10 protein-coding genes are annotated in these 11414 nt (G+C 66.1%); 5 read left to right on the plus strand and 5 right to left on the minus strand.

Annotated features, from left to right (window positions below; translation table 11 throughout):
- Positions 1–132 precede the first annotated feature (132 nt).
- The 4 genes from ugpB to C1I89_RS02815 all read left to right on the plus strand — a co-directional run bounded on the left by ugpB (position 133) and on the right by C1I89_RS02815 (position 4710).
- On the plus strand, positions 133–1446 hold the full coding sequence (gene ugpB, locus C1I89_RS02800) for a sn-glycerol-3-phosphate ABC transporter substrate-binding protein UgpB (protein ID WP_102771273.1): 1314 nt from the start codon (positions 133–135) through the stop codon (positions 1444–1446).
- A 370-nt stretch (positions 1447–1816) separates the two neighbouring features.
- A complete protein-coding gene (gene ugpA, locus C1I89_RS02805) occupies positions 1817–2698 on the plus strand; it encodes a sn-glycerol-3-phosphate ABC transporter permease UgpA (RefSeq protein ID WP_102771274.1) in 882 nt (293 codons plus the stop codon).
- Between the two features lie 18 nt (positions 2699–2716).
- Positions 2717–3568, plus strand: coding sequence for a sn-glycerol-3-phosphate ABC transporter permease UgpE (gene ugpE / locus C1I89_RS02810; RefSeq protein WP_102771275.1), 852 nt, complete (start codon positions 2717–2719; stop codon positions 3566–3568).
- 53 nt (positions 3569–3621) lie between these two features.
- Entirely contained in the window at positions 3622–4710 is a 1089-nt protein-coding gene (locus tag C1I89_RS02815; RefSeq protein ID WP_102771276.1) for a sn-glycerol-3-phosphate import ATP-binding protein UgpC, read from the plus strand.
- A 48-nt stretch (positions 4711–4758) separates the two neighbouring features.
- Here the strand turns inward: C1I89_RS02815 and C1I89_RS02820 are convergent, their stop codons facing one another.
- The 5 genes from C1I89_RS02820 to C1I89_RS02840 all read right to left on the minus strand — a co-directional run bounded on the left by C1I89_RS02820 (position 4759) and on the right by C1I89_RS02840 (position 10127).
- Positions 4759–5649, minus strand: coding sequence for a MipA/OmpV family protein (locus C1I89_RS02820; RefSeq protein ID WP_102771277.1), 891 nt, complete (start codon positions 5647–5649; stop codon positions 4759–4761).
- Between the two features lie 34 nt (positions 5650–5683).
- Positions 5684–6778: a serine hydrolase domain-containing protein gene (locus C1I89_RS02825; protein WP_102771278.1), complete on the minus strand. Its 1095-nt coding sequence runs from the start codon at positions 6776–6778 to the stop codon at positions 5684–5686.
- 117 nt (positions 6779–6895) lie between these two features.
- On the minus strand, positions 6896–8209 hold the full coding sequence (locus tag C1I89_RS02830; RefSeq protein WP_102771279.1) for an ATP-binding protein: 1314 nt from the start codon (positions 8207–8209) through the stop codon (positions 6896–6898).
- A complete protein-coding gene (locus tag C1I89_RS02835) occupies positions 8202–8903 on the minus strand; it encodes a response regulator (protein ID WP_102771280.1) in 702 nt (233 codons plus the stop codon). Before C1I89_RS02835 ends, C1I89_RS02830 begins: the two co-directional genes overlap by 8 nt.
- A 96-nt stretch (positions 8904–8999) precedes the next feature.
- Positions 9000–10127 (minus strand): branched-chain amino acid ABC transporter substrate-binding protein, encoded by a 1128-nt coding sequence (locus C1I89_RS02840; protein ID WP_102771281.1) that lies wholly within the window; start codon positions 10125–10127, stop codon positions 9000–9002.
- A 268-nt stretch (positions 10128–10395) separates the two neighbouring features.
- On the opposite strand from C1I89_RS02840, the gene C1I89_RS02845 reads away from it, so the two are divergent.
- Positions 10396–10992, plus strand: a complete 597-nt coding sequence (locus C1I89_RS02845) for an RBBP9/YdeN family alpha/beta hydrolase (RefSeq protein WP_102771834.1) — start codon at positions 10396–10398, stop codon at positions 10990–10992.
- The last annotated feature ends 422 nt before the right edge of the window (positions 10993–11414 follow it).

The following is an 11414-nucleotide window of genomic DNA, read 5'->3' on the forward strand; positions in this document are numbered from 1 at the left end:
AAAACGCGCAATTTGACAGGCGTTTAGAGTGATGTGAAAGTCACGGTTTTGTCACAAACAATTCATAAGGTGTCGTGTTTTTCGTGCCCGGACACCCCGGTCGCAACACGCCCAACCTGGAGGAACCTCTCTATGCGATCCCACCGTATTGCCTTAACTTTTGCCGCCATCATGACGGCTTTTGCCGGCGCCTCGGCGCAGGCAGCCACCGAGATCCAGTTCTGGCACTCGATGGAAGGCGCCCTGGGCGACCGGGTGAACGGCCTTGTCGAAGAGTTCAACAAGAAAAACCCCGATTACCAGGTCAAGGCAGTTTACAAGGGCAACTACGGTGAATCCATGAACGCCGGCATCGCCGCGTTCCGCGCCGGCAATGCGCCCGACATCCTCCAGGTGTTCGAAGTCGGCACCGCCACCATGATGTACGCCAAGGGCGCCATCAAGCCGGTGCAGCAGATGTCCGAGGAAGCCGGCAACCCGATCGATCCGAAGGAATTCATCGGCGCCGTGGCCGGCTACTATTCGTCGGCCGACGGCAAGCTGGTGTCGATGCCCTTCAACAGCTCGACCGTGGTGTTCTACTACAACAAGGACGCCTTCAAGAAGGCCGGCCTGGACGCCGACAATCCGCCCAAGACCTGGGAAGAACTGGCCGCCGCCGGCCAGAAGCTGAAGGCCGCCGGCCAGGAATGCGGCTACACCACCTCGTGGCCGTCGTGGGTCCAGCTGGAGACGTTCTCGGCCTGGCACAACGTGCCGTACGCCACCAAGGACAACGGCTTCGGCGGCCTGGACGCGCGCCTGGCGGTCAACACCCCGCTGCACGTGCGCCACCTGGACAACCTGGCCAAGCTCGCCAAGGACGGCATCTTCATGTACGGCGGGCGCGGCGACGAGCCGAACTCGCTCTTCATCAGCGGCAAGTGCGCCATGATCACCGGCTCGTCGGGCCTGCGCGCCAACATCGCGAAGAACGCCAAGTTCGAATTCGGCACCTCGACCCTGCCCTACTACGCCGACGTGCAGGGCGCGCCGCAGAACACCATCATCGGCGGCGCCTCGCTTTGGGTCTTCGCCAACAAGAAGCCGGAAACCTACAAGGGCGTGACCGCGTTCTTCAAGTTCCTGGCCAGCCCGGAAATCGCCGCCCGCTGGCACCAGCAGACCGGCTACGTGCCCGTCACCAAGGCCGCCTACGAGCTGACCAAGAAGGAAGGCTTCTACGACAAGAACCCGGGCACCGAAGTCGGCGTCAAGCAGCTCAACGTCGAGACCACCGCGCAGTCGCGCGGCCTGCGCCTGGGCTTCCTGCCGCAGATCCGCGAGATCGAAGACGCCGAAATCGAACGCATCGTGTCGGGCAAGGTCTCGGCCAAGGACGGCGCGGAGAACATCGTCAAGCGCGGCAACGAGCTGCTGGAAAAGTTCGAGAAGAGTGTAAAGTAACGCCCCTCTGAATTGCCGGCCCGGTTCTGTCAATCGGTATTTTCCATGCCGTAACAAGGACTTGGGCCATTCAGCACCACGCAGTACAAGGCTTAAGGCCCTGCTTTTCTGGGGCTTTAAGCCTGTCGCATTTTATGAAGACGGTTTCAGGCGGCGGTTAGGGCCTGTTCACACTAAAAGGAGCCACGCATAAGTACCCAAATGAGCGACTATCAAGGCGCGAAGCGCAGTCGTGGCAGGTCCCCGGCGAGCATTCGCAACGCGGAGAGGCGCTCATTTGGATACTTACCCTTCGGGCCTGTGCGTGGCTCCTTTTAGTGTGGACAGGCCCTAATCCAACCGCCGTTTTTGTGTACCTTGGGTTCCCCCTATGGAAAAACGCGTTGTATTCGGGCACAAGACCCTGCCCTATCTGCTGCTCCTGCCGCAGATTGCCATTACGGTGGTCTTCTTCTTCCTGCCCGCCGGACAAGCCATGTGGCAGTCCATGCGGCTCGAAGACGCCTTCGGCCTGTCCTCCGAATTCGTCGGGCTGGATAATTTCATCGACCTGTTCTCGCAACAGGCGTATCTCGATTCCTTCCGCGTCACCGCGGTGTTCTCCATCCTCGTGGCGGTGGTGGGCCTGGGCGTGTCGCTGCTGCTGGCCGTCATGGCCGACCGCGTCATCCGCGGCGCCGGTCTCTACAAGACGCTGCTGATCTGGCCCTACGCCGTGGCGCCCGCCGTGGTCGGCGTGCTGTGGCTGTTCCTGTTTTCGCCTTCCGTCGGCATCCTGGCCGTGGCGCTGCGCCACGCCGGCGTCGACTGGAACCCGCGCCTGGACGGCAACCAGGCCATGCTGCTGGTGCTGATCGCCGCGGTATGGAAGCAGGTCTCGTACAACTTCCTGTTCTTCCTGGCCGGCCTGCAGTCGATTCCGCGCTCGCTCATCGAAGCCGCCGCGATCGACGGCGCCAGCCCGGCGCGCCGCTTCTGGAGCATCGTGTTCCCGCTGCTGTCGCCCACCACCTTCTTCCTGCTGGTGGTCAACATCATCTACGCCTTCTTCGACACCTTCGCCGTCGTCGACACGACCACGCAGGGCGGTCCCGGCACGTCGACCTCGATCCTGGTCTACAAGGTGTACAGCGACGGCTTCCGCGGCCTGGATCTCGGCTCGTCCGCGGCCCAGTCGGTGGTGCTGATGTTCATTGTGATTGCCTTGACGGTCGTGCAGTTCCGCTACGTCGACCGCAAAGTGCAGTATTGATTTTCGAGGCTGATAACAATGGTTGAACGCCGTCCCTGGCTGGATATTCTGGCCCACGTCATTCTGCTCTGCGGCGTGGCGATGGTGGCATTTCCGCTCTACGTCACTTTCGTCGCGTCCACCCAGACCGCGCAGGAAGTGGCTTCCGCGCCGATGTCGCTCATTCCCGGCAAGCATTTCGTCGACAACTACATGCAGGCCCTGTTCGGCGGCTCGTCGGGCGGCTCCTCGGGCGCGCCCGTGGGCCGCATGATGTACGTCAGCCTGATCATGGCGCTGGCGATTTCCATCGGCAAGATCGCCATCTCGCTGCTGTCGGCCTTCGCGGTGGTGTACTTCCGCTTCCCCGGCCGCATGTTCTTTTTCTGGATGATCTTCGTCACGCTGATGCTGCCGGTCGAAGTGCGCATTGCGCCCACGTACAAGGTGGTGGCCGACCTGGGCCTGCTCAACAGCTATGCCGGCCTGACGCTGCCGCTGATCGCCTCGGCCACGGCCACGTTCCTGTTCCGGCAGTTCTTCCTGACCGTGCCGGACGAGCTGATCGAGGCCGCGCGCATCGACGGCGCCGGGCCCATCCGCTTTTTCCGCGACGTGCTGCTGCCGCTGTCCAAGACCAGCATCGCCGCCCTCTTCGTGATCCAGTTCATCTACGGCTGGAACCAGTACCTGTGGCCGCTGCTGGTGACCACGCAGGAAGACATGTACCCCGTCGTCATCGGCATCAAGCGCATGATCAGCGGCGGCGACAGCGTGACCGAATGGAACATCACCATGGCCACCGCCATGCTGGCGATGATCCCGCCGGCGCTGGTCGTCATCCTGATGCAGAAATGGTTCGTCAAGGGTCTGGTCGACACTGAAAAGTGACCCCCGCTCTCCCGCCCTCGCCGCCCCAACACGACTCCGTATACGAATAACACATGGCTACTCTCAGCTTTCGCAACGTCAAGAAAACCTATGCCGGCAATGTGCCGGTCATCCATGGCATCGACATGGACGTCAAGGACGGTGAATTCATCGTCATCGTCGGCCCGTCGGGCTGCGGCAAGTCCACCCTGATGCGCATGGTCGCCGGCCTGGAGACGGTCACCAGCGGCGAGATCCTCATCGAAGACAAGGTCGTCAACAACCTGGAGCCGGCCGAACGCGACATCGCGATGGTGTTCCAGAACTACGCGCTCTACCCGCACATGACCGTGTTCGAGAACATGGCCTATGGCTTGAAGATCCGCAAGTTCTCCAAGGAAGAGATCAAGAAGCGCGTGGACGCGGCCGCCCAGATCCTGGAGCTGTCGCACCTGCTGGACCGCCGCCCGCGCGCGCTGTCCGGCGGCCAGCGCCAGCGCGTGGCCATGGGCCGCGCCATCGTGCGCGAGCCCAAGGTGTTCCTGTTCGACGAACCGCTGTCGAACCTGGACGCCAAGCTGCGCGTGGCGATGCGCCTGGAAATCATGAAGCTGCACCGCCGCCTGGGCACGACCAGCCTGTACGTGACGCACGACCAGGTCGAGGCCATGACCCTGGCCCATCGCATGATCGTCATGTACCAGGGCGTGCCCGAGCAGATCGGCACGCCGATGGAAGTGTTCGAAAAGCCCGCCTCCACCTTCGTGGCCGGCTTCATCGGCTCGCCCCCGATGAACCTGATGGAAGTGAACGTAGCCGGAGACGGCACGATGGAGACGGTGGACGGCACCCCGCTGGAAATCTCGCCGCTGGACGTGCCCGCCCCGGTGCGCGGCCGCAAGGTGATCCTGGGCATGCGCCCCGAGCACATGCTGCTGAACACGCAGGGCGTGCCGGCCGAAGTGGAAATGGTGGAAACGCTGGGCTCCGAGCAGCTGGTGCACTGCCGCTGCGGCAAGGCCACGCTGGTGGTCCGCTGCACCACGCGCCAGCTTTCGGAATCGTCGGCCAAGGTCGGCAACCGCGTCAACGTGGGCTCGGACGGCCGCCACCCGCTGCACTGGTTCGAACCCGATACCGGCCGCCGCGTGCAAGGCCTGTAAGCCTGCACAGGCATCCCCGGCCCCGGACGGGGCCGGCATTACTCCTGCTCAGTACGTGTAGGTCACCATCGTGCCGATCGTGTATTGGTTGCGCTCGCGCACGATGGGACTGTCGGCGGCGTCGCCGAACAGGCGCCGCGCCTCCGCCCCCACCGTCCACGACCATGACTCGTCCAGCGGCAGCGTCCATGTCGCGCCCAGGCCCACGCTCTCCAGGCCGCCCTTGGGACTGTAGCGGCGATAGCCGGAATTGGCCGACTGGCGCGCGCTGACGCCATACCAGGTACGCATGTAGTTGCCGTCGCCGAAGGTGCCCGACAGCGCCACCGACACCAGGCCGGCCGCGCCTTCGTAGACCGTGGCGCCGGCGCCCAGGTTCAGCATGGTGTAGGCGCTGCCCACGTCGCTGTCGCCGCTCTTCTTGAAGGCGTGCGCCAGCGTCGCCGACAGGGTCACCGGGCCCAGCGTGGTCTCGGCGTCCATGCCGATCTGCGCGCGGCTTTTGATCTCGCCCATGCCGCGCAGCTTGTCCGACCCCTCGAAGCCATGCTTGCGGTCCTTGCGCGACGCGCTGGGCGCCAGGTAGAAGCGGAAGGTGCTGTCCAGCGCCTCGGTCTCCCAGCCCAGCCCGTGATCGGTGCCCAGGAAGAAGCCGTGCGGCCCGCGCACCCCCAGCCCGACGATGGGCACCGCCGAGCCTTCGTCGCTGCCGCTGTAGCGCGGCGCGTAGCCCACGCCCAGCGTCCCGTAGAACAGCCATTCGCCGGCCGGCCCTTGCGCGTCGGGCACGGTCAGGCCGCGTGAAGTGGCCCCGCGCTGGCCATAGACCGAATTGACGGCGACCTCGTCGGCGGCCAGGCACAGGCCCGGGCCCAGCGAGAGCAGGCAGGCCGCGCCGACGCGGCGCACGGACATGGACGAGCGAAGAATACGCTTCATGGGAGGGTTCCTGAAAACAGGTTGAGGAAAGGATTCAGTCGGCGTCGCCGCGCTGCCTGGCCTGGCGCATCAGCGCCATCGCCACCGCGGAGATCGAAGCCACCAGCGGTTCGCTGGTGTCGGAATTGCCCATGACCAGGACCGCCAGCTTCTCCCGCGGCGCCAGCACCCAGCGGGAATGGAAGGCCTCGGTCGCGCCGCGATGCATGCGCAGCGGCGCTTCGTCCATCATGTCCGCGCAGGGCGCGGCCAGCCACGACAGCGCCAGCCGGCATTCCAGGTCCATGCCGCTGGCCACCGTCTCCAGGTCCAGCACCGCGTGCGCCGAGCCGGCGCTCAGCACCCGCCTGCCCTCATGAGCGCCGCCGGCGAACAACATGCTGGAGAAACGCGCCATCTCGGTCGTGCTGAGCCACAGTCCGTCGGCCGGCGGATTGGCCTGCGGCGCCTCGGCCCACGGGTGGCCGCGCCGATAGCCCGCCGCGCGCAGCTGCAGCATGCGCGGCCCCGGCTCGAAGCCGGCGCGCGGCATGTTCACCGGCCGCAGGATGGCGCGGCGCATATAGGCGTCGAAGGGTTCGCCGGCCGCCTGCGCCAGCATGTCGCCCAGCAGCGCGTAGGCCATGTCGGCGCGGGCCCGGCCCATGGTGTCTTCCGGCGCGTCCGGACGGACCGCCATCAGGCCGCGCGCGGTGAAGGGATGCGCGCCCAGCCACTGCATGGCGTTGCGGCGCGGCTGCAGCTCCCAGTCCGGCAGCGCCTGCGAGGCCGGCCGGTCCAGCCCCAGCGCGCCGTCATCGGCGGCGCGCAGTACGCCGGCGGCGGTGACGACCTTGCTGATGGCCCCGACCCGGTACAGCGTGTCGCCGCTGGCCTTGCGGTGCCGCGCCACGTCGGCATAGCCGAAGCCGGTGCTCCAGACCACGCGCTGGTCGTCGACCAGCGCGATGGACAGGCCGGGCACGTTCTGCGCGTCCATGTCGTAGGCGATGCGCTGGGCCAGGTAGCCGATCACCGCCGCGTAGTCGCCCGGCGCGACGGCGGCGGGCGCGGCGGGCGGCACGCCCTGGCAGCCGCCGATCACGGCCAGCAGGGATGCGACGGCAAGCAGGCGGCTCAGGCAAAACATGGCGGACGGCGGCTCCTCTGAACGAAAGTGCCGTCATGCTAGCCATGCGCCTGCGCGCGATCTTTCCCGCTTTGTATGGAGTTTGTGAAGATCGTCGCGGGAGTTTGTGAAGTTGCTTTACGTACTGCGGCCCGGCGCGGAAAGCGCCTTCCACGCGATGACGAAGCGCGCCCCGCCCAGCGGGCTGTCTTCGGCGCGCACCGAGCCGTTGTGCCAGCGCGCCACCCGGCTCACGATCGCCAGCCCCAGGCCGACGCCGCCGGTTTCGCGATCGCGGCTTTCATCCAGGCGGATGAAGGGTTCGAAAATGCGCTCGCGATCCGCCGGCGCGATGCCGGGGCCGTCGTCGTCCACCATCAGCACGTACTCGCGCGCCGAACCGCCCAGCAGGCTGACCTGGACCCGGCCGCCCGCGTGCCGGATGGCGTTCTGCAGCAGATTCAGGAGCGCGCGCGTCATGTAGCGCTGATGCAGATGCACCTCGGGCACCTGACACTGCGCCACCTCGCAGCGCACGCCCGCCACGCCGGCCTCGAAACCCGCGTGCTGCACCACCGATTCGAGCCAGCCGCGCGCATCCTGCGGCTGCAGCGCGACGCCGTCGCCCTTGTGCTCCAGCCGGGCGTACATCAGCAGTTCCGAGGCCATGCTGTCCAGCTCGGCCACGTCGCTCTTCATTTCCTCGACCAGGCGCCGGCGCGCCTCGGGATCGTCCTCGCGGTCCATCATGTCCAGCTCGAACGACAGCCGCGCGATCGGCGTGCGCAGTTCGTGCGAGACGGCGTTGGTCAGTTCCCGCTGGTTGCTGACCAGCGCGCTGATCCGCTCGGACATCTGATTGAAGGTGTCGCCCAGGCCCCGTATGGTGGAATGCCGCGACAGCCGGGCGCGCGCCTGCAGGTCGCCCTGCCCCATGCGCTGCGCCGCCGTCTTCAGCGCCTCCAGGTCGCGCCAGGTGGGCAGCGCCCACACCAGCATGAAAGCGCCCAGCAGCAGCGTCAGCGCCGAATACACCGCCACCAGCACCCAGGGCCCGACCGGCGGCTCGGCCGGCAGCTTCATTTCCAGCCATTGATCGCCCGGCCCCGGCAGCGCCGCCACGAAGGTCTGCATCTCGTCGCGGATGAAAAAACTGCCCGCGGCGATGAGTTTGCGTTCGGCCTCGCTCGCCTCGAAGCTGGCGGCCGGCGCCACCCTCAGCCCCAGGCCGTAGTGCGGCGCCAACCGGTCGCGCACATAGGCCTCGCGGTCGGCGGCGGGCACCTGGCCCAGCTCGCGCACCAGGCTGTACATCTGGCCGCGCACGGCCTGGCGCGTATAGCCTTCGCTCAGCGGCTCGAAAAGGTAGGAGGCCGAGCGGTCCACCACCTGGCTCGAAATCACGAACCCCACGGCCAGCACCACGAACAGCCGCAGGATGAACCTAAGCATCGTCGCCCTCTTGCGCCCTGGGCGAGAACAGATAGCCCTTGCCCCAGACCGTCTTGATGCGCGCCGGATCGCGCGGATCGTCGTCGAGCTTGCGGCGCAGCTTGCTCACGCACACGTCCACGCTGCGGTCCAGCCCGTTGAACTCGATGCCGCGCACGGCGTTGAGCAGGTCGTCGCGCGTGAGCACCTGGCCGGCCTGGCTGGCCAGCGCCCACAGCATCTCGAACTCCATCGTGGTGAGATCGACCTCCACGCCGGCATGGACCACCGCGCGGTTGCGCCGGTCGATGGCCAGCGGGCCGAACTCCAGGCGCTCGGGCGGTTCGTCGGCCTGGCCGTGGCGCCGCAGCAGCGCCCGCACCCGCGCCAGCAGCACGCGCGGTTCGACCGGCTTGATCACGTAGTCGTCGGCGCCCGACTCCAGGCCCAGGATCTGGTCCAGGTCATCCTCGCGGGCCGTCAGCATCAGGATCGGCGCCGAGGAAAACGCGCGCAGGTCGCGGCAGACCTGCAGCCCGTCGCGGCCCGGCAGCATCAGGTCCAGGATGGTGATGGCGGGATCGTGGCGGCGAAACGCCTCCACCGCCTGGTCGCCCCGAAAGGCCTGCGCGACGTTGAAGCCGTGCTGCTCCAGGAACTGGGCGATCAGGCGCGAGAGTTTCGGATCGTCTTCGACGAGCAAAGCCTTGGTCATGGGTGGGCAGAATAAGATCAGTGGCGCAATTAAAAACCGGGCCGCAAGTCTAGCTCACGGCCCGGTCGGCATCACTGGGCGGCAGGCCGCCCGGGATTACTTGTAGACGGTCTTGGAGCCGTCCTTGTGCCAGACGAACACGTCGAACTCGAAGTTCGTCAGGTCGCCCTGCTTGTTCCACGACACCTTGCCGATCGGGGTATCGAAGGAGTTGGCGTGCAGGTACTTGGCGACCTTGGTGGGATCGTCCGTGCCCGCGCCCTTGATGCCGTCGGCGATGACCTGGGTGGCCGTGTAGGCCGTCATCTGGAAGGCGCCCGCGGCGTTGCGCTTCTTGGCCTGGAAGGCCTTGACGATGTCGGCGTTGGCGGCGTTCTGGGTGAAGTCGGCCGGCAGCGTCACCAGCATGCCTTCGACCGCGTCGCCGGCGATGGCGTTGATGTCCGGGTTGCCCGTGCCTTCCGGACCCATCCACTTGGCCTTCACACCCTGCTCGGCCGCCTGGCGCAGCAGCAGGCCCATTTCAGGGTGGTAGCCGCCGTAGTAGACGAAGTCCACGCCCTGGCTCTTGAGCTTGGTGATGACGGCCGAGTAGTCGCTGTCGCCGGCGTTGATGCCTTCGAAGAACGCCACGGTGACGCCGCCCTTTTCCAGGTCGTTCTTGACCGCGGTGGCGATGCCCTGGCCGTACGACTGCTTGTCGTGCAGCACCGCGACCTTCTTGGGCTTGATCTTGTCCAGGATGAACTTGGCGGCCGCAGGGCCCTGCTGGTCGTCGCGCCCGATGGTGCGGAAGATGAACTCGTAGTTCTTGCCGTCGGTCAGGGCCGGCGACGTGGCCGAGGGGGTCACCATGACCACGCCCTCGTTGTTGTAGACGTCGGCGGCGGCGATGGTGGCGCCCGAGCACACGTGGCCCACGACGAAGCCGATCTTGCTGTTGACCACGCGGTTGGCGGCGACCGGGCCCTGCTTGGGCTCGCAGCCGTCGTCGATCACCACGGTTTCCAGCTTCTTGCCGTTCACGCCGCCGGCGGCGTTGATGCGCTCGACCGCCGTATCGACGCCCTCACGGACCATATCGCCATACTGGGTGACCGCGCCGGTGGTGGGGCCGACGACGCCGATCTTGATGGTTTGCGCCTGCGCGGCCGCGCCGAACGCCATGCCCGCGGCGACGCCCAGCGCGGCGATGACCGGGGTCAGACGGAATACTGGCTTCATGTTGGACTCCTCTAATGATTTGTAATCGTTAGTTCCGCACCCGTGCGCACGCCGGTTGTTTCCGTGTTCACGCCCGGTTACGGTGCATTAGCACGGCAAGCATACACTGAAAAATACCCCTGTTTGCAGGGCGCGCGACCCGCTTTTCGACGAGGGCGGCGCGTAAACCGCGGCGGCCGCCGCGCTCGCAGCCTTATGCCCGTCGCCGTATATGCAAAAGACGATTTATTCGTTTGAGTTACTAAAGCGGCGCGGCATGATGGCCGCCATGAGACTCCAACCGATCATCGTCCCGGGCTGGAAAAACTCCGGACCCGACCATTGGCAATCGCGCTGGGCCGCGTCCCTGCCGCTTGCGGTCCGCCTTGAACAGTGCGACTGGCAGAACCCGGTCGCCGCGCAATGGATCGCCACGCTGGCCGCGGAAGTGGATCGGGCCCGCAGCCCCGTGCTGCTGGTCGCTCACAGCCTGGGCTGCCTGGTCAGCGCCGCGCTGCCGGTGCCGCTGCGCGCCAAGGTCGCCGGCGCCCTGCTGGTGGCGCCGGCCGACGTGGAACGCGCAGACGCGCCCGAGTGCCTGCGCAGCTTCGCGCCCGTGCCGCGCCAGCCCTTGCCCTACCAGAGCGTGGTGGTCGCCAGCGACGACGATCCCTATTGCAGCCTGGACCGCGCCCGCGCCTTCGCCGGCGACTGGGGCAGCCGCATCGTCATCCTGTCCGGCGCCGGCCACATCAACGCCGACAGCGGCCTGGGCGACTGGCCGCAAGGCCTGAAACTGCTCGGCGCCCTGCGCCGCCGGGCGTCCTGGCGCATCCCCACCCCCGCCAAGCGCATCCCGCCCATTCCGCTCTACGACGCGTCCTAGACGCCCGCAGCCGTCCTGCGCGGTCATCCTGGTTGCGTAAAATCACGCATCCAGACTACTGTTTGCAACAGAAATGCACCGGAAATTCTTGTAATCGCCGGATGATTTCCGCAAACCTTTCAGCACACGCCGCTTGCGCAACAACCCTTACGCCCAGTTGAAGCGTTTTGATTAATCTTGCTCCAATTTGGTTACATATGGTTGTTATCCTAGCGGCCGGGAACATCGGGGACAGGGAAATGACAGCTTACGCGCGCGCGGCGCTACGGGTTAACCCCGTCCGCCGCCATTCCTTCCCGGATTTAGCTGAATCTTATACATACAGTAAAATCGGCTCATATTCATCTAAATGTCACGGCGATTCGCCCGCGCCCAAGCCATGCTCGCCGGTTATCGAGCAGGTTCGGCAGGCCATATCTCGT

This window comes from Achromobacter pulmonis (genome assembly GCF_002885955.2).
Classification (GTDB): domain Bacteria; phylum Pseudomonadota; class Gammaproteobacteria; order Burkholderiales; family Burkholderiaceae_B; genus Achromobacter; species Achromobacter pulmonis_A.

What these genes read in the sequence shown, in the direction of transcription:
- ugpB (WP_102771273.1), top strand. Translation starts at nt 133, where the DNA reads ATGCGATCCCACCGTATTGCCTTAACTTTTGCCGCCATCATGACGGCT.
- ugpA (WP_102771274.1), top strand. Translation starts at nt 1,817, where the DNA reads ATGGAAAAACGCGTTGTATTCGGGCACAAGACCCTGCCCTATCTGCTG.
- ugpE (WP_102771275.1), top strand. Translation starts at nt 2,717, where the DNA reads ATGGTTGAACGCCGTCCCTGGCTGGATATTCTGGCCCACGTCATTCTG.
- C1I89_RS02815 (WP_102771276.1), top strand. Translation starts at nt 3,622, where the DNA reads ATGGCTACTCTCAGCTTTCGCAACGTCAAGAAAACCTATGCCGGCAAT.
- C1I89_RS02820 (WP_102771277.1), bottom strand. Translation starts at nt 5,649, where the DNA reads ATGAAGCGTATTCTTCGCTCGTCCATGTCCGTGCGCCGCGTCGGCGCG.
- C1I89_RS02825 (WP_102771278.1), bottom strand. Translation starts at nt 6,778, where the DNA reads ATGTTTTGCCTGAGCCGCCTGCTTGCCGTCGCATCCCTGCTGGCCGTG.
- C1I89_RS02830 (WP_102771279.1), bottom strand. Translation starts at nt 8,209, where the DNA reads ATGCTTAGGTTCATCCTGCGGCTGTTCGTGGTGCTGGCCGTGGGGTTC.
- C1I89_RS02835 (WP_102771280.1), bottom strand. Translation starts at nt 8,903, where the DNA reads ATGACCAAGGCTTTGCTCGTCGAAGACGATCCGAAACTCTCGCGCCTG.
- C1I89_RS02840 (WP_102771281.1), bottom strand. Translation starts at nt 10,127, where the DNA reads ATGAAGCCAGTATTCCGTCTGACCCCGGTCATCGCCGCGCTGGGCGTC.
- C1I89_RS02845 (WP_102771834.1), top strand. Translation starts at nt 10,396, where the DNA reads ATGAGACTCCAACCGATCATCGTCCCGGGCTGGAAAAACTCCGGACCC.